The sequence below is a fragment of the Rhizocola hellebori genome, from assembly GCF_016862955.1.
Taxonomy (GTDB): Bacteria; Actinomycetota; Actinomycetes; order Mycobacteriales; family Micromonosporaceae; genus Rhizocola; species Rhizocola hellebori.
Map to the genome: position 1 here is coordinate 24901 of NZ_BONY01000065.1, position 22023 is coordinate 46923.

The following is a 22023-nucleotide window of genomic DNA, read 5'->3' on the forward strand; positions in this document are numbered from 1 at the left end:
TCGAGAATCCTCCCAGATGGTCTTAGTAGGCTCAAAGGATGGTCCAAGGTAGTCCGTTCGTCGTAGTCGCCAACCGTCTTCCGGTAGACGAGGTGAGCGATGACACACCCGCGGCCCGGACCACCGGCGGCCGCAGGTGGCGGCCAAGCCCCGGCGGCTTGGTCACCGCGCTGCACCCCGTCCTCGTCGAGCACAGCGGCACCTGGATCGGCTGGTCCGGGTCACCGGGACCGGCGCCGGAGCCTTTCGAGGTGGACGGGATCAAGCTGGTACCCGTGACGCTCACCCACGACGACGTTGAGCGTTATTACGAGGGTCAATCCAATTCAACCATCTGGCCGCTTTACCACGATGCAGTGGAGCCCCCTATCTACAGGCGGCGCTGGCGCGACGCCTACCGCGAGGTCAACCGGCGCTACGCCAAGGCAGCGGCCGAGGTGGCCGCCCCGGGAGCGACGGTATGGATTCAGGACTACCAGTTGCAGCTTGTGCCCGCGATGTTGCGGGAGATGCGACCCGACCTGCTGATCGGGTTCTTTCTGCACATCCCTTTTCCGCCGATCGAGCTTTTCATGCAGCAGCCGCAGCGCACGGAGGTGCTGCGCGGTCTACTCGGCGCCGACCTTGTCGGATTCCAGCAGCGGCTCGCGGCACAGAATTTCCTTCGCCTGGCCAAGCACTTGCTTGGTACGCCGTACTCGGGGAACGTTTTGGAGTATGAGGGCCGCAAGGTGAAGGCCGACGCCTTTCCCATTTCCATCGATGTCGGCGAGATGCAGCGCCTGGCCGACAACCCGCTCGTGCGGGAACGCGCGCTCAAGATCCGTTCCGAGCTGGGTGATCCAAAGACGGTGATCCTTGGCGTCGATCGGCTTGATTACACCAAGGGCATCGAACATCGACTGAAGGCTTTCCGCGAGCTCCTGGCCGACGGCAAGCTCAGCGTGCCCGAGTCGGTAATGGTGCAGGTAGCGACGCCGAGCCGGGAGCGGGTGGAGCACTACCAGGCCTTGAGGGTCAAAGTGGAGCGTGAGGTGGGCAGAATCAACGGCGACTTCGGCAGGGTCGGCGTGCCTGCGGTCCATTACCTACATCAGTCGTACAGTCGAAGCGAGTTGGCCGCGCTGTATTGCGCGGCCGATGTGATGATGGTGACCCCACTGCGAGACGGCATGAATCTGGTGGCAAAGGAATATGTGGCAGCGCGTGCCGAGCATGGCGGCGCGCTCGTGCTCAGCGAATTCGCGGGCGCGGCCGGAGAGCTGCGTCAGGCGTTTCTTTGCAACCCGCATGACCTTGACGGAGTCAAGGAAGCCCTCATGCGTGCCGTCAATGTCGACCCCCACGAGGCCCGTCGACGAATGAGCGTCATGCAGCGACACCTACGCCGCCATGACGTAGCCGCATGGGCATCGGATTTCTTGCAGACCCTGGCCGAAATCGGTAACACCACGGAGATCCGGGCATGACAATCGACGTCGACCGCGACGGGTTCGAACCTGCGATGCGCACAGCCATCACTCTGCTGGCACGCATCCCGCAACTACTCGTCGCCTGCGACTACGACGGCACACTCGCGCCGATCGTTGAAGACCCCGCTGCTGCAGCACCCCTTCCCGAGGCGGTCGCAGCGCTGCGATCGCTGGCTACGCTGCCCCAGACCACCGTCGCGGTGGTCTCCGGGCGCGCCCTGCGAGATCTGGCGGCGCTTTCGCGCCTACCCAGCGAGGTCCATTTGGTCGGCAGCCACGGCTCCGAGTTCGACGTGGGCTTCGTGGCCCGCCTCGAGCCTGAGCTGGTCGAGTTGCGCGGGCGCCTGCTCTCGGAGCTGGAAATGCTCGCCAAATCTCATCCCGGCGTTCGGCTGGAAGCCAAACCGGCCAGCGTCGCCGTGCATACCCGCACCGCTTCCGAATCGGTCACCGAGTCGATGCTCGACGCGGTGCGCACCGGTCCGGTGCAGTGGGCCGGGGTGCACACCGGCGAGGGCAAAGAGGTCATCGAGCTTTCTGTGCTCGCGACCCACAAGGGCACCGCGATCGAGGAGCTGCGCAGGCAGGTCTCGGCCGGCGGGGTGCTCTTCCTCGGTGACGACGTCACCGACGAGAACGCGTTCAGATCGTTGTCCGGCAAGGACTTGGGCATCAAGGTCGGGCCTGGCGAGTCGGCGGCGCACTACCGCGTACAGGACCCGCTGCAGGCCGTGCGGGTGCTCGCGCTGCTGTTGGAGACCCGGCGCAACTGGCTCTACGGCGAGCGGGCGGTGCCCATCGAGCGCCACTCCATGCTCGCCGACGGGCAGACGGTCGCCCTGGTCACCCCCGACGCGCGGGTGAGCTGGATGTGCCATCCCCGCCCGGACTCGGCGGCGGTCTTCGCCGACCTGCTCGGCGGCTCGCCCGCCGGCCACTTCACGGTGTGCCCGCAAAAGGGCGGCCACCCGCTCGGGCAGCGCTACCGGCCGGGCACCATGACCGTGGAGACCCGCTGGTCGGGCCTGACCATCACGGACTGGCTCGACGGCGACCATCTGCTGCGCCGCCTCACCGGCAACGCCGTCGTGGTGGTGGAGTTCGCCCCCCGGCCCGAGTTCGGCCAGGTTCCCGTGCGACTGCAGGAACTGGGCGATGGCTTGCTTATTTTGGGTACCAGCGACCACTTCTCCCTCTACGCCCCCGGCGTGCAGTGGGACGTCATGGACGACGGCGGGCACCACGTCGCCCGCGCGGTCGTCGACCTGGCGGCCGCTGGCGGCGAAGTCGTGCTCGACCTGCGCATGCGCAGTCAGGACCTGTCGCCGTATCCGATCACCACCGAGTCAAGGCTGAATCAGGCCGAGCAGCCGTGGCGGGAATGGTCGGAATCGCTGACGCTGCCGACGGTCGAGCGCGAGCTGGTGTTGCGCAGCGCGCTCACGCTGCGCGGGCTGTGCCACGCCGAGGGCGGCGGGGTGCTCGCCGCCGCGACCACGTCACTGCCGGAAACCCTTGGCGGGATTCGTAACTGGGACTACCGGTTCTGCTGGCTGCGCGACGGGGCCATGTCGGTCAAGGCGCTGGTCGATCTCGGCTCGCTCACCGAGGCGGAGAATTTCCTGCGCTGGGTGAACAACTGCGTCGAGCACACCGGCGGGCATCCGGAGCGGCTGCATCCCCTATACACGGTCGACGGATACGAGCTCGGGCCGGAAGCGGTCATCGAGGACCTTCCCGGCTATGCAGGGTCGCGGCCTGTCCGCGTCGGAAACGCCGCCAACAAACAGCTCCAGCTCGACGTCTTCGGGCCGGTCGCCGATGTGCTGATGGCCGTGGCGGACAAGCGCGGCAAGGTGAAGTACGACGAATGGCGGGTGCTGGAGGCGATGGTCTACGCCGTCGCGCAGCGCTGGCACGAACCCGACCACGGGCTGTGGGAGGCCCGGCTTCCCCCGCGCCACCACGTCTACTCGAAGGTCATGTGCTGGATGACCGTCGACCGGGCGATCAAAATCCTGTCCCGGCACACCTCCGACGTCAGCCCGGAGTGGGAGGACCTGCGCGACCGCATCGCCGAAAACGTGCTCTCGCAAGGGTGGCACGAGGGCAAGGGCGCCTACACGGTCGCCTACGGCTCGCCGGAGATGGACGCCTCGAGCCTCTGGATTGGACTGTCCGGGCTGCTGTCCGACGATGACCCACGCTTCCTGTCCACCGTGCTCGCCGTCGAAGCCGACCTGCGTTCCGGTCCTACTGTTTACCGGTACCACTGGGACGATGGCATGCCCGGCAAGGAGGGCGGATTCCACGTCTGCACCGCCTGGCTGATCGAGGCCTACCTCCGTACCGGGAGGCGGGCGGACGCCGAGGAGCTTTTCGAGCAGCTGATAGCGACCGCAGGCCCGACCGGGCTGCTGCCCGAACAGTACGACCCCGATCTCGAGCGCGGGCTGGGCAACCATCCGCAGGCCTACAGCCATCTCGGGCTCATCCGGTGCGCGCAGCTGCTGTCCGGAAAATGAGTTGTCAACGCTGCTAGACAGTAGGGGTGCTGATTAGAGAAGCCACCATCGATGACGTGCCGGCCTTCGACCGCATTCGCCAAGCGGCCTTCAGCTGGCACGTCGCCACGGTGGTGGCTCAGCGCAACTGGTTCACCTCTTCCCCGCCGGAAGCGCGCAGCCTTCGGCTGGCGGCGCAGGTCGACGGGGCCGTGGTCGGTTTCGCCATGGGCGGCCTCTATGTGACCACCAAGGAGCCCGGCGTCGGCTCCGTGACGTGTGTGGTGCATCCCGACTTCCGCCGCCGCGGCATCGGCGGCGCGCTCTACGCGCAAATCGAGGAACACCTGGGCACCCTCGACCTGCGGCGTGCGCAGAGCTACGCGGCCGGCGATCCCGAGGTGATCGCGTGGGCCGAGGGCAGGGGCTGGACGCAGGGCGCCACGGGCCGATTCTCCGCGGTTGACACCAGCAACCTGCCGCCCATGCCGCAGACCCCGGGCGACACCACCGTGGTGAGCATCTCCGCGCTGGCCCCCGAGGAGGCCTACGATCTGGACAAGACGGCTTCGGCCGATGAGCCGGGCGATGTCAGTTACGACGGCCTTTCCTACGACATGTGGCTCAAGCGGATCTGGCGTGACCCCGATCTGCGCCACGACATCAGCCAGGTGGCTCTCGTCGACGGCGTGCCCGCCTCGATGACCTTGGTGTCGGCCAATCTGGAGACCGGGCGCTGCTGGTCCGGTGGCACCATGACGCTGCCCGCATATCGCGGGCGGGGGCTGGCGAAGCTGCTCAAGTCCGTCGCGCTGCGCAAGGCGGCCGAGGCCGGGGTGACCACGGCCATCACCTCCAACGACTACACCAACGCGCCCATGCTCGCCATCAACGACTGGCTCGGCTACCGGCCCACCGTGAGCGAGGTGTCCATGCTGAAAAACTTCGCGGATGCTAAGAATTAGGGATGTCGATTCGCGAGGCCACCCTGGACGACCTGCCGGCGTTCGACCTCATCCGCCAAGCCAGCTACAGCTGGCATTACGCGACTTTGGCGGCGCAGCGCAACTGGGCCACCGCCATCCCACCGGAGGCACGGATACTTCAGCTTGCCGCGGAGGTTGACGGCGTGGTGGTCGGTTTGGGTTTGGCGGCCCTCAATGTGACCACCAGCGAGCCCGGTGTCGGCTTCGCCACCTGCACGGTGCACCCGCGCTTTCGCCGGCGCGGCATCGGCTCGGCGCTCTACGAAAGACTCGACGCACACCTTGGAACATTGGAGTTGCGCCGCGCCCAGGGCTACGCCCTCGACCGGCCCGACATCGTCGCCTGGGCACAGGCCCGAGGCTGGACCTCGGGCGCGTCGGCACGCTATTCGGCTGTGGGCCTCGACGGCCTGCCGCCGATCCCGCCGACACCGGCCGGCGCCAACCTGGTGAGCCTCAGCGCGCTGACCCCCGAGGCGGTCTACGAGCTCGACACGCGTGCCGCCGCCGATGAACCCGGGGACGTTTCCCACAACGGCATGCCATACGACCTTTGGCTCAGCCGGCTCTGGAACAGCCCCGACCTCAACCATGAGATGAGCCAGGTGGCCGTTGTCGACGGCGTTCCGGTCGCCCACACCCTCATCGAGGCCAATCTGCACACCGGCCGATGCTGGTCGGGTGGCACCGCCACGCTGCCCGCCTATCGCGGGCGCGGCCTGGCCAAGGTGCTCAAGTCGGTCGCGTTGCGCAAGGCCGCCGCGGCGGGCATCACCACGGCCGTCACCGCCAACGACTACACCAACGCTGCCATGCTGGCGGTCAACGACTGGCTCGGATACAAGGTCATCGACAGCCAGCGGTCAATGCTGAAGACCTTCCAGGGCGCTGACGACCTCGCCGATGACGACGATGGCGGGCGGGCGTAACCCAGCACTCAGTGTGGGCAGCTCGGTCAGCTTTCCCCGTACCACATGCTGATATTGGGTCGTCCCTTCCTGCACGATCGCCGCAGGGGTCGCCGGATCGCGCCCGTTGGCCACCAGAGTGTCCACAATGGACGGTAGCTGGCGCAGGCCCATCAGGATGACGAGAGTTCCGTTCAGCTTCGCCAGCGCGGGCCAGTTGGCCAGCGATCCGGGATCGTCCGGCGCGAGATGTCCGCTTACCACGGTGAATTCGTGGGTCACCCCGCGATGGGTCACCGGCACCCCGGCCATGGCCGGAACGGCGATGGCGCTCGTGACCCCGGGCACCACCGTCACCGCGATTCCCGCTTCGGCACAGGCGATCGCCTCCTCGCCGCCGCGGCCGAACACATAGGGGTCACCGCCCTTGAGCCGCACCACAAACAGGCCTTGGCGCGCCCGATCGACGAGAATCCGGTGAATCTCGTCCTGCTGTGCGGCCGGGCCGTAGGGCAGTTTGGCGACGTCGATCAGCTCGACCTCCGGGCGCAGCTCGTCCAGGAGCAGCCCCGGCGCCAGCCGGTCGGCCACCACCACATCGGCGGCGTTGAGCAGCCTGCGTCCCTTGACCGTAATCAGCTCCGGATCGCCAGGCCCGCCACCGATCAGCGCCACCGTCCCCTTGGCTGCCTCCCCTTCCCACCCGAACGCACGCCCACCAGCCGCCGTGCCGCCCGCCTCCCCAGCATGCGCCGCCCCCGCTTGCGCCGCTCCGCCAGTGGCGGAACCCGCCTCCCCTGCTTGCGCTGCCACCGCCTGCGCCGCTCCGCCTGCGGTGGTGCCCGCCGCCACGGCATCGCCTGGCCTGGGCTGCGGTCCAGCGGACCTTTGCTCTGCACCCATAGGCGCAATCGCCGTCGCGGCAAGGAAATCCGCCAGCTGGTCGCGGACGGCCATCGCGCGGCGCGGGTCGCCGCCGGCGAGGACGGCGACGGTCACCGGGCCGTGCCGGGTGACCGCGGGGGTCCAGGCGCTCGCGGCGTGGCGGTCGTCGGCGCGCACACAGAAGATGTGCCGTTCGTCGGCCAACCGGGAGATCTCCGCTGCCGCGCCGGCGTCGTCGATGGCGACCTGGATCAGCCAGACTCCTTGTAGGTCAGCCGCTTCGAAGCGCCGCTCGATCCACTCCAGCCTTCCGGCGTCGGCGAGACCGCGCAGCGCGGGCGTGACCGAAGGCGACACCAGCCGCACCCGCGCACCTGCGGCGAGCAGAGCGGGCACCCGGCGGGTGGCCACCGATCCGCCACCGGCGACCAGAACCAGCCGCCCATCGAGCTTCAGCGCCAAGGGGTAGAGGTCTTTCATTTCTCGGTGACACCGGCGGAGTCGAAGGTGGCCATCTCGTGCAGCACGCGGACGGCGCTCGCCACCACGGGGTAGGCGAGCACAGCGCCAGTCCCCTCGCCCAGCCGCATCCCGAATTCGAGCAGCGGGGCCAGGTCGAGCTTGGCGAGCGCGACCGTCGCGCCGGGCTCGACCGAGCGGTGCCCGGCTATCATCGCCTCCCGGCTCAACGGCGCAAGTGCTTGCGCGGCAAGGGCTGCGGCCACTGCGGTCACCCCGTCCAGGATGACCGGCACCCGGCGTGCGGCAGCGCCGAGCACAAACCCGGCCAGCGCCGCGTGCTCAAGCCCGCCGACCGTGCTGAGCGCGCCGATCGGGTCTTCCGCGGACGGCTCGTGCAGCGCCAGCGCTCGTTTGATGACCTCGATCTTGCGAAGGTGGGTGGCCGCGTCGATACCTGTCCCATAGCCGGTCACCATTCCCGCATCGCGTCCGGTGAAAACGGAGATGAGCGCTGCCGAGGCGGTGGTGTTGGCAATACCCATGTCGCCGGTGAGCAAGATGCGGGCACCCTCGTCGATGAGCCGGCCGGCCACACCGATGCCCGTCTCGACCGCGGCGACGGCCTCCTCGCGCGACATCGCCGGCTCCTCCGACATGTCGGCTGTCCCGTTGCGCACCTTGGCAAGGATCAGCCCGTCGGCTGGGTCCAGATCGGACAGGACACCCACATCGACGATCGTGACACCGACCCCGGCTTGGCGGGCGAAGGCGTTGACCGCCGCGCCGCCGGCGAGAAAGTTGGCGACCATCTGCGTGGTCACCGCCTGCGGCCACGGGGTGACCTCCTGCGCGTGCACGCCGTGGTCGGCGGCGAAGATCGCCAGCGCGGCCGGCGCGAGCACGGGCGGCGGACAGCTTGCGGCCAGCCCGGCCATGCGTACCGAAAGCTCCTCGAGCTCGCCCAGCGATCCGGCGGGCTTGGTCAGGCGCGCCTGCCGCTGCCTTGCGGCCTGCATCGCCTCGCCGTCCAGCGGCGAGATCCCCTCGATCGTTGTACGAATCAGCTCACTGGTCACCCGCTAACTTCATCACGCCGCGTGTCAGCTTGCCGACTCAGGGGGCGCGGCAGCGAGTCGTTCATAACATCTATACCTTTTGTCCTACCTTGTGTGATGTGAGCCTGCTCAGCCGCCTCAACGGCTTCCTCTCCATCCCCGGCCGTTTCGGGCCAATCGTTCGCGCCGGTCTCACCGCCGGACTCATCTTCGCCGCCGTCGCGTATCCGCTGGTCGCAGTCGGTGGACTGGGCATGAAAGCGGGTTCGGACCTCTACCAGTCCCTGCCCAGCGCCCTCAACGTGATGCCGCCCGCCCAGACGACCTACGTCTACGCCGCCGACGGCAAGACGCCGCTGACGATGTTCTACGACGAATACCGCAAGTTCACGCCGATCAGCGCCATGTCGGAGAACATCCAGCGCGCCATCGTCGCCAGCGAGGACGGACGCTTCTACGAGCACCGCGGCGTTGACGCCAAAGGCATCGCCCGCGCCTTCGTCGCCAACCAGACCGCGGGCACCGTCTCCCAGGGCGCGTCGACATTGACGATGCAATATGTCCGGATGGCGCTGCGCGACGGATCGCAGACGCCGCGCGAGGTCATGGCCGCCACCGAGCAGACCACCGCCCGCAAGCTGCGCGAGATGCGCCTCGCCGTGCGCATCGAGCAGGAACTGACCAAGACCGAGATCCTGGAGCGCTACCTCAACGTCGCCTACTTCGGGCACCGCGCCTACGGGATCTTCGCCGCCGCCCAGATCTTCTTCTCCAAACTGCCCGCCGACCTGACCGTCGCCGAAGCGGCCACGCTTGCCGGGCTCGTCAAGGCGCCGTCCGCCTTCGACCCGGCCGGAGTCGACCAGACCGCCGCCACCGATCGGCGCAACTACGTCATCGATCGCATGGCCGAAATGGGTTACGTCAGCGCCGAAACCGCCGTCACCACCAAGGCCGAACCGATCGCCCTGCACGTCACCGAGCCCCCCAACGACTGCATCTCGGTCGCGCCCGAAATCAACGACTGGGGCTTCTTCTGTGACTTCTTCAAGAACTGGTGGCTCGACCAACCCGCATTCGGAGACACGCCAGCGGAACGTCTCGACAAACTTCGCCGCGGGGGGTACAGGATAGTCAGCTCGCTCGATCCAGGGGTGCAGGCGATCGCCATGAACGAGGTGACCACCAAGGAAAAGATCGGCAGCTCCTACGCGCTGGGGCAGGTCGTCATCCAGCCCGGGACAGGACGGGTCAAGGCGATGGCGGTCAACCGGGTCTACTCCCTGGACAAGACCGGCAACGGCCGGCACACCGGCTCCTCCGACGAGCCCGGAAACTACCCGAACACCGTCAACCCTTTGCTCGGCGGTGGCGACCTTCCTGGGTACCAGGCGGGATCGACCTTCAAAATGTTCACGATGCTCGCCGCGCTCGACTCCGGTCTGCCGATGAACACCTGGTTCTACGCACCGCAAACCTATCGGTCGCAATACTTCGCGGGCTGGGGCGAGCCGGCCAGCTGTAGCGGCCGTTGGTGCCCAAGCAATGCGAGCGGCTCGATGACCGGCAACCACGCGATGTGGACCGGCTTCGGAAAATCGGTCAACACCTACTTCGTTCAGCTGGAACAGAAGGTGGGCGCCGAGAAGGTGGTCGGCATGGCCGAGCGGCTCGGCCTGCGCTGGCGCACCGACATCGACAAGCTGCAGGCCTCACCGGCCAAGGCGAACGGCTGGGGCTCGTTCACCCTCGGCGTCGCCGACACGACCCCGCTGGAGATGGCCAACGCCTATGCCACCGTGGCCGCTGACGGACGCTACTGCGAGGCACTGCCCGTCATCTCGATCACCGAGACCGATGGCAAGCCCGCCATGCACAACGGGGTCGAGATCGCCGCGCCGCGCTGCTCGCAAGCCGTCTCCCCGGACGCGGCCCGGGCCGCCGCCGACGCGGCCCGCTGCGTCACCGGCTACGGCGCGGCCGCTTCGGGATGCGGTGGCTGGTCCACCGCGCCACAGGTCTACGGGCTGGTCGGGCGGCCGGTGGCGGGCAAGACCGGGACAACGGACAACAACCGGGCCGCTTGGTTCGTCGGGTTCACTCCCGATCTGGCCGTGGCCAGTTTCATGGCCGACCCGGACAACCCCTTCCACGGCGTCGGCGGCGGGAACGCTTGGAAGCCGATCGAGGCGGCTAGCCGTACCCTGCGGCAAGCTTTGAAGGATCAGCCGATCGCCTACTTCACCGCGCCCGAAGGCAACATCATCGGCAAGGCGCCGGCTCAGGCCCCAGCGAAGAACTCGGCCGCCCTCGCTCCCGCCCACTGACCTTGACGCGTTGACTTTCCATGACGGAATGTGATTGACTTTCCGTCATGGAAAACGATCCATCGAGCATGCTTTCCCTTGTCGCCGATGCCCGCTCCGCCGTCGCCGATCGCCTGGTGACTCCTTGGTGGTACCACCCCATCCTCGGCCTGCTGGTGGCCGCCTACCTGGTCGCCTACACCTTCGCCTCCACGCTTTGGCGAGCGCTCACCGTGCTGGCCTTCCTGGCCGCCGTCGCCCTGCTCGCCCGGACCTACCGCGCCATCACCGGGCTGTGGCTCTGGGGCACCAACGCCGGCCGCGCCAGCCGCTGGGCCTACGCCATGGGCGCGGTCATCCTGATCGCGATGCTCGCCTCGCTGCTGATCGCCACGACCACCACCCTCACCTGGCCCACCTGGGGCCTCGCCGCCCTCACCTGGGCCACCGTCATCGTCCTGGGCCGCCGCTTCGACGCCGCCGTCCGAGCCCAACTCCGAGCCGGCGCATGACAGCTCGGTTTGACGAGGTGGTGCATGCGCCGCATCGGCTGAGGATCTGCGCTTTTCTCAGCGCGGCGTCTTCAGTGGAGTTCAGCGCGCTGCGCGAGCTGCTCGGTGTCGCCGATTCGGTGGTCAGCAAACACCTGAAAGTGTTACAGGATGCCGGGTACGTGGCCGTCTCAAAACCCACCGGGCTCGGGCGCGTGAAGACCTGGATCGAGTTCACGCCGACCGGGCGCGCGGCCTACACCGGACACGTGGCCGCGCTCAAGGAGCTTGTCGACTAGCGCAGGTCGGCGGCGACCATCGACCAGACTTCGAGGTCGACCCGTCCGCTGTGGACGAACCCGGCGTTGCGCAGCAGGCCCTCGTAGGTGAAACCGGCCTTCTCCATCACCCTGCGGCTGGCGACGTTGCCGGGGGCCACCCGCACCTCCACCCGCTGGAACCCGTGTTCCAGCACCAGGGCGAGGGTCAGGGCGTCGACGGCCTCGGGGGCCAGACCGAAACCGCGCGCGTCGGACGCCACCGCGTAGGAGATCTCGGTGGCGCGGGCCGCCCAGTCGGTGCGCCGCGTCCACAGGCAGCCCACCAGCCGGTTGTCTTCACGCCGGACGATGCCGTAGTGATCGCCCATGCCGCTGTCGCGGCGCTCCGCGGCCATTTCGGTGCACCAGGAACGGCCCTCGATCTGGCCTCCCTCCTGCGGGAACGGAAGCCAGCGCTGGGTCTGTTTGTCGGCGAAGATCTGCGCTACCGGCTCGGCATCGGCCACTGTGAGCGGACGGACATCCAGCCTCGGTGTCTGGACGGTCAACGTCGGAAAGCGGCGAACCGTAACGTAGCCGGACATGCTTCTCCCAAGTGACGAGGGGCAACCTGGCTTAACCTACCCTGCTAATCCGATGGCCGCCTGAAGCAACGTTTGGGGTTGCAAAGTGAGACAAATCACCGGCGGCGGACATCCGTACACTGGCCGCGTGCGTTTGCTTTTCACTCCACGCTGGCTGGGCTGGGTCGCTTTGACCATCGCCGCTTCCACCGTCATGGTCATGCTGGGCCGCTGGCAATGGAGCCGTTACGAGCTGCGCCACGAGATCAACGCGCGCATCGCCTCCACCGCCGCCGCGGTGGAGTTCAAGCCGTCCCTTCCGGAGTGGACCCGGGTCACCCTCACCGGGCAGTACGACCCTGAGCTGGAAGTTCTCGTGCGCAACCGCACCGTCGGCGGCAAGGTCGGCTACGAGGTGGTCACCCCGTTGCGGCTGGCCGACGGGTCAGCGGTGATGGTCGACCGCGGCTGGGTGCCCTTCCACCCCAGCGGCCCGACCACGCTGCCTGAGGTGCCCGCGCCGCCGTCGGGCACGGTGACCGTTGCCGGCCGCGTGCGCGCCACCGAGCAGGGCGCCCGCCTCGAGCTGCGCGACGGCCGCTGGCAGGCCCGGCGCATCGGCGTGGCCGAGATCGCCGGCAAGGTCCCCTACCAGCTGGCCGGGCGCTACGTCATGGCCGACGACGAGTCGACCGAGTTGACACCGATTCCGGCGGGACGCGAGAACGACTGGCTCAATCTCGGCTACGCCTTCCAATGGTGGATCTTCGCGGCCGGCATTTTCGGCGCGCTGATCTGGTTGGCCCGCCGCGAACAGCGGGCCAACCTCACGTCGTCGGGCTCTGGCAGCCCTTCCCCGCGTGAACCTATGTCAGGCGACCGTCTCTCCGGCGACCGCGACATTTCGCAGGAGCAGAGCCTCCGCTAGGCAGACCCGGGCGAACTCGCCCAGGTGCAGGCTTTCGTTGGGGCCATGCGCTTTGGCGTTCGGATCTTCCACGCCCGTCACCAGGATCGACGCCTGCGGGAACATGTCCTGGAAGGTGGAGATGAACGGGATCGACCCGCCCACACCGATCTCGACCGCATCGGTGCCGTCCCAGGCCTGCTTGAACGCCGCCCGAGCCGCATCGAAGTACTTGCCCGTGGCATCGATCACGCAGGGGTTGCCGTCGTGCTCGAACTCGAAGCTGATCTTCGCTCCCCAGGGCACGTTTCTCGCCAGGTGGGCCTTGAGCGCCTCGTAGGCCGACTTCGGGTCGTCGCCGGGCGCCAGCCGCATGCTCAGCTTCGCCTTCGCCTTCGGCACGATCGCGTTCGGCGCCTCGTTGGTCTTCGGCGCGTCGACGGCGAGGATGGAGATCGTGGGTTTGGTCCAGATCCTGTCCACGAGCCGGCCGGTGCCGATCAGCTGCACACCCTCGATCAGCCCCGCCTCCGCCCGGAACCTGTCCTCCGGGTAGTCCAGCGGTGACGCTTCCTTGGCCACCAGACCCTCAACGGCCACATCGCCCTTATCGTCGTGCAGCGAGGTGAGCAGACGGCTTAGCACCATGAGCGCGTCCGGGACCGCGCCGCCGTACATTCCACTGTGGACAGCCGAGTGCAGAACCTCCACGGTGACAAAGCTGTTGACGATGCCCCGCAGCGACGTGGTGAGCGAGGGCTGGCCGATGTCCCAGTTTCCCGAGTCGGCGATGACAATCACGTCGGAGGCAAGCTCGTCGCGGTGTTTGCTCAGCAGCGCCTCCAGCGACGCAGAGCCGAACTCCTCTTCGCCCTCGATGAACAGCACCACTCCCACCGGCAGGTTCTCCCCGAACGCGCGCAGCGCCGCAACGTGGGCCATCACGCCCGCCTTGTCGTCGGCCACACCGCGCCCATACAGACGGCCGTCACGCTCGGTCGGCTCGAACGGCTCCGACTCCCACTGGCTCAGATCACCGGTCGGCTGCACATCGTGGTGCGCGTAAAGCAGCACCGTCGGCGCCCCCGCCGGGGCGGCCTTGCGGCCGATGACCGCGGGGTGGCCTTCGCCGACCCTGCTTATCTGAACTTCCAAGCCTTCGTTGCGCAACAGCTCAGCGACCGCCTCCGCGGACCGCTCCAACGGCGTGAAGTCGAAACCGTCGAAAGCAATGCCGGGGATGCGCACCAGCCGCTCCAGATCGGCTCTCACACCGGGCAGCTCGCGCTCGATCGCAGCACGCAACTCGTCAACACTGAGGGTCGTCATGTCCCCGATCCTATGACTAGCCCGGCGCACCAGGCTGTGGCGTCCGCCCCAAAATGCAGCTCCTCACGCCTGCGCCAGCTGCGCAAGTGTTCCTGCATCTCGATTCCGTCCCGCGCGAGCGACCTGGCTTCGCGCACGGCCAGCGGCTCGCTCACGAAGATCACCAAGCTGGCTCGGTCGCGTCCCTGCTCCCGGCCCGCGCCCACCCCCTCGACGATGAGCACCTCCGGCACCGGCACCTTGATCCATTCTTCGTCGAACCGCGCCTCGACCCAGTTGTAGGCCTGGTAATAGCCCGCCTCGCCGCTGGCGATCGGCTGCAGTATCTGGCTTTCCAGCCGCGCCCAGTAGGTGAACTGCCCCGCCCACCCATCGAGCAGATCGTCGGTGTGCACGATCTCGGCAGGGATGGTGCCCGCCAGCGCATAGGCCAGTGTGGTCTTCCCCGCCCCGCTCGGCCCGTCGATGAGCACCAGCCTGGTCCGGCCGAGCTTGGGTTTCTCGGCCATGATGAGCTCCCCGATCGCCCCCAGCCTCACCGCACGCCCGCTTCCAATGCCCCACGCCGCGTGGCTGTGGGCGGGTGGGGGGTCATGGGGCACCTGGGGGGATGAAGGGGAGGCCGGGTGGGGGGCCTTGCTCTATGACACGCCATAGAGCTTCGGTGTCCACGTGTTCCTCGATGAGGTCGCCGAGGCGGTCGACGGTGGCGGTGCGGAGCGCTGCGAAGTTGGTCGCGGCAGCGACCTTGAACCCGTGCCGGCCGCTGATGCCCGCCGCTAGCGTGAGAAACCTGCGCCGGAACTCGTCGGACTCGAAGGCGCCGTGCCAGTGGGTGCCGAACACTCCGCCGACGACCGCGCCTTCTTGCGTGCCGTCGGGGAGCCGGATCAGCCCGGGCACGTCACTGTCGCGCCAGACCACCTGGCCGTGATGGATTTCGTAGCCGTGCACGGGCGCGCCCAGCGCCGACCCTTGCGGCCGCGTGAGCGTCTTGTTTCGCTGGAAGCTGACCTCGACCGGCAGCAGGCCCATGCCGTCGACTTCGCCTTTGCCGCTTTCAATCTCGTCGTGGATCCGGCGGGAAAGCATCTGGAACCCGCCGCAGATGCCCAACACCGGCTTGCCGCGCTTCGCATGCTCCACGATCGCGTCGGCCAACCCGTTGCGGCGCAGCCATTCCAGATCGTCCACTGTGGACTTTGTCCCGGGCAACACCACCAGATCGGCCTCCGCCAACTCGCCCGGCTCGACCGTCAGCCGCACAGCGACCCCGGGCTCGCTCGCCAGGGCTTCGGCGTCGGTCGCGTTGGAGATGTGCGGCAGCCGGACCACGGCCACCCGTAGCCACTCCTCGCCTATCGGCGCCGCCGGCCGACCAAGCACCCGCCCATAGGCGAGCGCATCTTCCGCGTCGAGCCACAGGTCGACGTCGAACGGGAGCACGCCGTAGGTCGGCCGCCCGGTCAGCCTTCCCAGCATCTGCAGGCCTGGCTCCAGCAACTCCCGGCTCCCCCGGAACTTATTGATCACGAATCCGGCGACCAGCTCCTGATCGGCCGGCTCCAGCAGCGCCACGGTGCCGAACAGCGAGGCGAACACGCCACCGCGATCGATGTCGCCCACCACGACCACCGGCATCTGAGCATGCCTGGCCAGCCCCATGTTCACGTAGTCGTTCTCACGCAGGTTGATCTCGGCTGGGCTGCCCGCACCCTCGCAGACGACCACGTCAAACTCGCGTCTCAGCTCGTCGAAAGCGTCGAACGCCGCAGCCGACATCGTCTCCTTCAGCTGCCGGAAGTTGGCCGCGTCAATCGATCCGACCGCCTCGCCCAGCAGCACCACCTGGCTGGTCTGATCGCTGCCCGGCTTCAGCAGGACCGGGTTGAACCGGATCTGCGGCTCCAGCCCGGCCGCCACCGCCTGCAGAGCCTGCGCCCGCCCGATCTCGCCGCCTCGGCCCTGGCCGTCGACCACGACCGCCGAATTGTTGGACATGTTCTGCGCCTTGAACGGCGCCACCTTCACGCCCCGCCGCCACAGCCAGCGACAGATCCCCGCGGTGACCACGCTCTTACCCGCGTCCGACGTGGTTCCAGCCACCAAGATCCCACCCATTCCATAGAGCCTACGAGGTGGGCGGTCAGCGACCCTCGGCCTCATCCCACTGACCGCCCGGTCTCTCACGCGGGAGCCAGCACCCGCTTCTCCTCCGCGAGGTCGTCGAGGTCGTCCTCGTCCTCCGCCGCGTCCTCCGCGTTGATCGGCTGCACGTGGAAAGGCTCGCTGTCCTCGCCGCCGATCCGGCGCGCCTCCTCCTCGTCTTCGATCACGCTGATTCCCTGATGCTGCGACGGGGTGCGAGTGAAGCTGGCGATGCCGCGGGACAGGTCATGCCCGACCGCCACGGCGTCCATCTCGTAGAGCACCCGGCGCACACCGTTCTCGTCGATCCAGTCGCGGGTGTAGAGCCGGCCCACCACCACAACGGGATCCCCGGTGGTCAGCGACTGAACGACGCCTTCGGCCAGCCGCCGCCAGCAGGTGACCCGCACCCGCAGGCTCTGGCCGTCTATCCACTCCCCGTTGGTCTTGTCCCAGCGCCGCGATGTCGAGGCCACCCGGAAGCTGGCGGCCAGCTGCCCCGAGGTGGTGGTGCGCCGCCATTCCGGGGCGGCCAACAGGTTTCCGATGATTGTCAGCTGAGTTTCGAACACTCCCTGCTCCCCTTCTCCAGTCCGAACACGACCGAGAGTGCGGCACCAGAGCACCGCGCAGCGAACGCCCACTCAGCTCGTCTGTGGACAGTGCGGGGGTTGGGGATAACTGCCTGATCATGGGCCCAATGTGATACAGGCCACCAGGTCTCTGCAGGTAACCTAGGTTCTGTGGGCACCATCGACATTCTGGGCGAGCCATACCAGCAGCGCGTGATCGAGCTGCCCGACGACGACGAGGGCCCAGTGATCGCCACCCTCGTTTCGCGGCGTGGATCGGTACCCACAAATAAAGCCGTTCTTTATCTTCACGGCTATAACGATTACTTTTTCCAAACCCACCTGGCCGACTTCTTCATCGACCACGGTTTCGATTTTTATGCGCTTGACCTGCGTAAATATGGGCGCAGCCTGCAACCGCACCAGACCGCCAACTTCGTGCGCAACCTGTCCGAATACTTCCCCGAGCTCGACGAGGCGGCCCGCATCGTGCGCGCCGAGGACTCCCACGACACGTTGCTCCTGTTCGGACACTCCACCGGCGGGCTCATCGGCTCCCTGTGGGCGCACGCCCGCTCCCACACCGGCGCCGTCGACGGGCTCATCCTCAACAGCCCCTTCTTCGACCTCAACGTCCCCTGGGTCATGCGCCGCCCGGTTCTGGCCACTGTCGGCCGCCTTGCCGGGCGTCTGCCCTACCGGCCGTTCCCGGCCAAGAAGGTCGGCATCTACGGGCGCAGCCTGCACCGCGACTTCCACGGCGAATGGGGCTACGAGCTGGCCTGGAAGCCGCTGCTCTCGTTTCCCATCCGGCTGGGCTGGCTGTCAGCGGTGCGCAACGGGCAGCGCCGCCTGCGCGCCGGCCTCGACATCACCGCCCCCATCCTCGTCGCCCACTCAGGTGCTTCATTCCGCACCCTCACCTGGGACGACGCGGCACACGACGCGGACACCGTGCTCAACGTCGACCACATCTCCCGCTGGGCACCAGCCCTGGGCCACCACGTCACCGTTGTCCGGATCGACGGCGGCAAACATGATCTCACCCTGTCCCGGGAACCGGCACGCCAGCGCTTCTTCAGCGAGGCCGACCGGTGGCTACGCGCCTACGTCTGAGCAGGTACCCTCTACCTCATTGCGCTCGTAGCTCCGCTGGATGAACAAGTGAACAGGTTCTGTAAGATCTTGGTGACGCAGGCCCCCGTAGCTCAGCTGGATAGAGCAGTGGACTTCTAATCCACCGGCCGCACGTTCGAATCGTGCCGGGGGCACCAATCTGATCTCCCAAAACGTCCATGACGTGCAGGGATGCCGCCAGCGGCAACGGTGAGGCCCAGTCGGCGGGCGCCGTCGCCGCCGTGACTGGCGCTTCTCATTCCGTCCCGGACCGGCAACGCCACAGCACTGGCAGTTGGCCATCGACGGCGGCGCTAGTCGGGCCCATTACACCGGCCAGAGTCCGTCCGTCGTCGCTGACATACAGGACGCTGGCGATCTGGCCGCTGGGCTTGCCGTCCACCTCGCCGGGAATGACGGCGCGTTTGCCGTTGACGTTCCAGACGAGGTTGCCGGAAAGCACCCACCCTTGGGCGTTGGTACCCCGCATGGCGGCTGCCTGCCTGGCCGTGCCGGTGCGCAGATCCCACAGCACCGGGTTGCCCTCAGCGATACCGAACGCCCAGTCACCCGCGGCCGACTGCATGAATACCCGGGAAGCACCGGGTTCTGGCGAAACCAGCTCACGCGACGACCCATCCGGGTACCAGGCAAAAGCCCTCAATGCTCCTAAGGGCTTTCCGCCGTTGTAGGGTGCGTCGCCGATCTGTCCAACCACGACTCCGGCCTCGGTTATCCCGGTGGCCCAGCCGTACCTTTCCCCGGCTGGCAGCGGCAGATAGTCCGGAGTGGTCTTTCCCGGGCGCCAGACAGCGGGCCTGTCCTGTACGCTGCCGGCGATCACGCCTGCCTCGTTGATCGCGAGCGCAAGGGCGTCCTCGCCCGGCAGCCTGGCTAGCTGGCCATCGTATTTCCAGGCCGTGCCGCGCGGGTTGTGCGCGGAGCCATCAAGCGACATGCCAACGGCCGCACCGGCACGGGTCACGTCGTTGAGGTAGACCGTTTCGCCAGGAATCGAGAAAACCGCATGAATCTTGCCGTCGCTCCAGATCGCGAGCCGGGTCTGGTCTCCGGATCTCACCTTGCCCACGAGCATATGGCCGCTCGGATCAATCCCGCTGAGAGATGTCTCGCGGCTGAATCCCTCCGGCACCGGCAGGCTCTGCCCGGCGCAACCCCACGGCAGGCCCTCCGGAGCGGGCCGGTGTGCGGGGCTGGTGCTCGGGGTGACCGGCGGAACGATAGGACCGTTGTCCCACAAGACATCGCAGCCCGCGAGCGAGCCGACCGCGAGCGTGGCCACCGTGAGCTGAGCGAGAGCGGTTCGCAGGCGCATCCCGTCATCGTAGGAGCGATGCCCGCTGCCCGCTGCCCGGATCGAGCCGCTTGATCATGTGAGCGAGGGCGCGCCCAGAGTTTGGCTGCTTTCCTATGCGATCTTTAGCTGCTCATCGCCGAAGTCCGCGATGAGCTTTAGTGTCCCGCCCAGTGCTACCACGAAGCGGTTCAGGACATCCTGAGTGGACACATCTCCACTCTCGATCTGTGACACGCGAGCAACCGAAACGCCCATGCGCTGCGCCACCTGTTCTTGGGTCAGCCCGCGCCGCTTACGCATCTCCGCCAGCCGCCAGCCACGAGCATCATCAAGCATCTTCGAAACAGCAGCGCTAAATGCTTCTGGCCCGCCAGCTGTTTCGATGGCGCGCTCAAGGTGATCAGTGTCGCGCCAGCGCTTAACCTCACCCATCGCTCTTCTCCTGTTCGCGCTCTTTCAGGTACACCGCATACAGCTGTTCCGCTTCTGGAATTGCTCGGTGGTACCAGCGGTTCCATTCTCCCGACTTATCTCCGGAGACCAACAAAATCGCGGATCGCCACGGATCAAAAACGAACAAGATCCTTATCTCGCTCTGCCCTGTTGACGGCGGCCGAAGCTCCTTCATATTGGCAATACTCGACGCGGTCACGGAGTCGACCAATGGCCGTCCTTCCGCCGGGCCGTTGCGCTCAAGCACCAAGATCGCCTGATTCACCAGCCGATGGCATTCACGGTCGGCCTCGTAGAGGGAATCGGGAATCCCTCAAACTGCGTGGTCATCAGAATTTCCCACTCCACGCCCGATCCTCCCCAGCTGGCACGAAGTTAAGAATATCCTAAACTAGCCTCCGAGGTTGAGCAGCGAGTGTTGTGCTGGGAGCCGGTGGTAGCGGGCGGGGCTGATGCCGAGGTGGCGTTTGAAGTGGCGGGTCAGGTGGGATTGGTCGTAGAAACCCGCTGCGGAGGCGACCTCGGCCGGGCGTTGGCCGGCTAGTAGGAGGCGGCGGGCGAGGTCTATTCGGCGGCCGGTCAGGTATAGGTGTGGTGGCAGGCCGTAGGCGCGGGTGAAGGCACGGACCAGGTGGGTCGGGTGCGCGTGCAGTAGCGAGGCGGCGTCGCTCAGGTTGATGCCCTCGGCGACGCGGGCGTCAAGCAGGTCACGCAGTTGCTCGGCGAGGTTTGGGGTGGGCGGTGGGTGTTGGTGCGGGGCGGCCTTGCTCAGGTGCACGGCGAGTCGCTCCAGGATGAAGGCCAGGCGGCTGTCGGCCTCCAGCGTCTCCCCGGGCGTCGCCAGTGTTTGATGGAGTTGGTGGATTCGCAAGCGTAGCTGCGGGTCGGGCAGGCTTGGCTGGTCGACGGCGGCGCCTGCCAACTCGGTACCCAGAACTGAGGTGTCGAGGTAAAGGACTCGCTTGCGGAAACCTTGGTGTGTCGCGGATCGCCCGTCATGCGGCACGTGTGGCGGTAGCAGGATCACCGAGGGCGGCAGGGCGCCGTGTTGGTGGCGGTCGAGGTCGAAGCGGATGGCGCCATCGTCGACGATGAGCAATGTCCACACATCATGAGTGTGCGACGGGTACGCGTGGTCCACGAGGTGGGCGTGGAAGACCTCGGCGATCCCGGGCACAGCGGGCCGCCACGCGTTGATGTGCACACCCGCCACGCTAAGAACGTACAAGACGAGCCCCGCCTCGCGGGGCAGGGTGGAGTCGTGACCGAAACCAAGATTGCTGTCCTGCTCCGCGACGATCTGGCCACCTGGCAGCGGCTCAACGTGACCGCGTTTCTGGTCAGCGGCATCGCCGGAACCGAGCGTGAGCTGATCGGCGAGGAGTACGTCGACGCGGACGGCACCGTCTACCTGCCAATGTTTCGCCAGCCAGTGCTGATCTTTTCGGGCGATCGGCAGCTGCTGACCAACGCGCACACCAGGGCGCTCAGTCGCGGCCTGCGGATCTCAATCTTCACGAGCGAACTGTTCAGCACCGGGAATGATCGGGACAACCGAGCAGCGGTGCGGTCGGTCGCCCGCGAAAAGCTCGACCTGGTCGGATTGGCGCTGCACGGCCCGCGCAATGTGGTGGATAAGGTGCTCAAAGGAGCCCATCTGCACGGCTGATCGACCCTGATAACATTCATTCCTCTCGATCGAGAGATTTCGTCAATGGGAGGAATGGCATGACACTGCGCATCAGGCGAACCCTTGCACAGCTCGCCATCGGCGTCCTCGCGGCAACCGCGGGCATCACGGCGACCGCGTCGCCGGCACAGGCTTTCGGTGGGGAAGTCCTCGGCTGCCGAGTATCGCCCGGCCCCGCCACCGCGTTCACGAATCCTTGCCTCAACAAGAAGGGGGCCGCAACCTACAACGCCGGTTTCTGGCTCCAGAACCTGTCCGGCCCCGGCTACACCTTCTCCTGGAGCTGGACCGGAGGGCCGGTCCTCTTCATAGTCGCCGGATGCACGTCGACCTCCGACGGTTGCGGCCTCGCGGTGGCCAACAGCGACACCATTGTGCGCGCGACCGTCACCTACAGCCAGGGCGGGCAGACCGGGAGCCAGACGGCGACCGCTGTCATCCGGCAGTTCTGCGGAAGCGTTCCCTGCTGACTCCAAATCGGACGCTCAGGCCTCGGCCTGAGCGTCCGAACACCCCTGAACTCAATCCATTGTGGACAGTGGCATACTGTCTATTACCGACGATTGGGGGATCTTGT

The 22023-nt window shown here is 67.1% G+C and carries 22 protein-coding genes and 1 tRNA gene; 12 read left to right on the forward strand and 11 right to left on the reverse strand.

Annotation, left to right across the window (positions count from 1 at the left end):
- Positions 1–38: 38 nt before the first annotated feature.
- From Rhe02_RS36530 to Rhe02_RS36545, 4 genes are read left to right on the forward strand one after another with little or no spacing between them, the layout of a single operon-like run.
- Positions 39–1469: an alpha,alpha-trehalose-phosphate synthase (UDP-forming) gene (locus Rhe02_RS36530; protein WP_203913033.1), complete on the forward strand. Its 1431-nt coding sequence runs from the start codon at positions 39–41 to the stop codon at positions 1467–1469.
- Positions 1466–3997: a trehalose-phosphatase gene (otsB, locus tag Rhe02_RS36535; RefSeq protein ID WP_203913034.1), complete on the forward strand. Its 2532-nt coding sequence runs from the start codon at positions 1466–1468 to the stop codon at positions 3995–3997. Before Rhe02_RS36530 ends, otsB begins: the two co-directional genes overlap by 4 nt.
- A gap of 26 nt (positions 3998–4023) precedes the next feature.
- Positions 4024–4941, forward strand: coding sequence for a GNAT family N-acetyltransferase (locus tag Rhe02_RS36540; RefSeq protein ID WP_203913035.1), 918 nt, complete (start codon positions 4024–4026; stop codon positions 4939–4941).
- A gap of 2 nt (positions 4942–4943) precedes the next feature.
- Positions 4944–5891 carry a GNAT family N-acetyltransferase gene (locus tag Rhe02_RS36545; RefSeq protein ID WP_203913036.1) on the forward strand — a complete coding sequence of 316 codons (948 nt, stop codon included), beginning with the start codon at positions 4944–4946 and terminating at the stop codon, positions 5889–5891.
- Here the strand turns inward: Rhe02_RS36545 and cobA are convergent.
- Together cobA and cobT are read right to left on the reverse strand one after the other, a co-directional pair.
- Positions 5826–7235 (reverse strand): uroporphyrinogen-III C-methyltransferase, encoded by a 1410-nt coding sequence (gene cobA / locus Rhe02_RS36550; protein WP_203913037.1) that lies wholly within the window; start codon positions 7233–7235, stop codon positions 5826–5828. The genes Rhe02_RS36545 and cobA overlap by 66 nt on opposite strands.
- Entirely contained in the window at positions 7232–8233 is a 1002-nt protein-coding gene (gene cobT, locus Rhe02_RS36555; RefSeq protein WP_373320766.1) for a nicotinate-nucleotide--dimethylbenzimidazole phosphoribosyltransferase, read from the reverse strand. The genes cobA and cobT overlap by 4 nt, the downstream gene beginning before the upstream one ends.
- Positions 8234–8391: 158 nt before the next feature.
- On the opposite strand from cobT, the gene Rhe02_RS36560 reads away from it, so the two are divergent.
- Genes Rhe02_RS36560 through Rhe02_RS36570 form a run of 3 tightly spaced genes read left to right on the forward strand, consistent with a single transcriptional unit; the run spans position 8392 to position 11368 of the window.
- Positions 8392–10599, forward strand: a complete 2208-nt coding sequence (locus tag Rhe02_RS36560; protein WP_239124278.1) for a transglycosylase domain-containing protein — start codon at positions 8392–8394, stop codon at positions 10597–10599.
- A 47-nt stretch (positions 10600–10646) separates the two neighbouring features.
- Positions 10647–11090 carry a hypothetical protein gene (locus Rhe02_RS36565; protein WP_203913038.1) on the forward strand — a complete coding sequence of 148 codons (444 nt, stop codon included), beginning with the start codon at positions 10647–10649 and terminating at the stop codon, positions 11088–11090.
- Positions 11087–11368: a transcriptional regulator gene (locus Rhe02_RS36570; protein WP_203913039.1), complete on the forward strand. Its 282-nt coding sequence runs from the start codon at positions 11087–11089 to the stop codon at positions 11366–11368. Before Rhe02_RS36565 ends, Rhe02_RS36570 begins: the two co-directional genes overlap by 4 nt.
- Here the strand turns inward: Rhe02_RS36570 and Rhe02_RS36575 are convergent.
- Entirely contained in the window at positions 11365–11934 is a 570-nt protein-coding gene (locus Rhe02_RS36575; protein WP_203913040.1) for a GNAT family N-acetyltransferase, read from the reverse strand. The two genes, Rhe02_RS36570 and Rhe02_RS36575, sit on opposite strands and share 4 nt — an antisense overlap.
- Before the next feature lie 127 nt (positions 11935–12061).
- Here Rhe02_RS36575 and Rhe02_RS36580 point away from each other — a divergent pair, with 127 nt between their 5' ends.
- Positions 12062–12841, forward strand: a complete 780-nt coding sequence (locus tag Rhe02_RS36580; RefSeq protein ID WP_203913041.1) for an SURF1 family cytochrome oxidase biogenesis protein — start codon at positions 12062–12064, stop codon at positions 12839–12841.
- On the opposite strand, the gene Rhe02_RS36585 is transcribed toward Rhe02_RS36580, so the two are convergent.
- The 4 genes from Rhe02_RS36585 to ssb all read right to left on the reverse strand — a co-directional run bounded on the left by Rhe02_RS36585 (position 12785) and on the right by ssb (position 16869).
- Entirely contained in the window at positions 12785–14149 is a 1365-nt protein-coding gene (locus Rhe02_RS36585; protein WP_203913042.1) for a dipeptidase, read from the reverse strand. The genes Rhe02_RS36580 and Rhe02_RS36585 overlap by 57 nt on opposite strands.
- Positions 14146–14658 carry a uridine kinase family protein gene (locus Rhe02_RS36590; RefSeq protein ID WP_203913043.1) on the reverse strand — a complete coding sequence of 171 codons (513 nt, stop codon included), beginning with the start codon at positions 14656–14658 and terminating at the stop codon, positions 14146–14148. Before Rhe02_RS36590 ends, Rhe02_RS36585 begins: the two co-directional genes overlap by 4 nt.
- 82 nt (positions 14659–14740) lie before the next feature.
- Positions 14741–16270, reverse strand: a complete 1530-nt coding sequence (locus Rhe02_RS36595) for a cobyric acid synthase (protein ID WP_203913044.1) — start codon at positions 16268–16270, stop codon at positions 14741–14743.
- 65 nt (positions 16271–16335) lie between these two features.
- The gene (gene ssb / locus Rhe02_RS36600) at positions 16336–16869 is read right to left on the reverse strand and encodes a single-stranded DNA-binding protein (RefSeq protein WP_203913045.1); all 534 of its coding nucleotides are present in this window, start codon (positions 16867–16869) and stop codon (positions 16336–16338) included.
- Positions 16870–17040: 171 nt separating this feature from the next.
- On the opposite strand from ssb, the gene Rhe02_RS36605 reads away from it, so the two are divergent.
- Entirely contained in the window at positions 17041–17985 is a 945-nt protein-coding gene (locus Rhe02_RS36605; protein ID WP_239124279.1) for an alpha/beta hydrolase, read from the forward strand.
- A gap of 81 nt (positions 17986–18066) precedes the next feature.
- Positions 18067–18143 (forward strand) — tRNA-Arg (locus Rhe02_RS36610).
- Positions 18144–18241: 98 nt separating this feature from the next.
- On the opposite strand, the gene Rhe02_RS36615 is transcribed toward Rhe02_RS36610, so the two are convergent.
- The 4 genes from Rhe02_RS36615 to Rhe02_RS36630 all read right to left on the reverse strand — a co-directional run bounded on the left by Rhe02_RS36615 (position 18242) and on the right by Rhe02_RS36630 (position 20969).
- Entirely contained in the window at positions 18242–19321 is a 1080-nt protein-coding gene (locus Rhe02_RS36615) for a hypothetical protein (RefSeq protein WP_203913046.1), read from the reverse strand.
- Positions 19322–19414: 93 nt separating this feature from the next.
- Positions 19415–19735: a helix-turn-helix domain-containing protein gene (locus tag Rhe02_RS36620; RefSeq protein ID WP_203913047.1), complete on the reverse strand. Its 321-nt coding sequence runs from the start codon at positions 19733–19735 to the stop codon at positions 19415–19417.
- On the reverse strand, positions 19728–20021 hold the full coding sequence (locus Rhe02_RS36625) for a type II toxin-antitoxin system RelE/ParE family toxin (RefSeq protein WP_239124280.1): 294 nt from the start codon (positions 20019–20021) through the stop codon (positions 19728–19730). Before Rhe02_RS36625 ends, Rhe02_RS36620 begins: the two co-directional genes overlap by 8 nt.
- A gap of 126 nt (positions 20022–20147) precedes the next feature.
- Positions 20148–20969 carry a helix-turn-helix transcriptional regulator gene (locus Rhe02_RS36630; RefSeq protein WP_239124281.1) on the reverse strand — a complete coding sequence of 274 codons (822 nt, stop codon included), beginning with the start codon at positions 20967–20969 and terminating at the stop codon, positions 20148–20150.
- A 48-nt stretch (positions 20970–21017) separates the two neighbouring features.
- Between Rhe02_RS36630 and Rhe02_RS36635 the strand changes: the two genes are divergently transcribed.
- Positions 21018–21425, forward strand: coding sequence for a DUF2000 domain-containing protein (locus Rhe02_RS36635; protein WP_239124282.1), 408 nt, complete (start codon positions 21018–21020; stop codon positions 21423–21425).
- A gap of 59 nt (positions 21426–21484) precedes the next feature.
- A complete protein-coding gene (locus Rhe02_RS36640) occupies positions 21485–21916 on the forward strand; it encodes a hypothetical protein (protein ID WP_203913050.1) in 432 nt (143 codons plus the stop codon).
- Positions 21917–22023 lie beyond the last annotated feature (107 nt).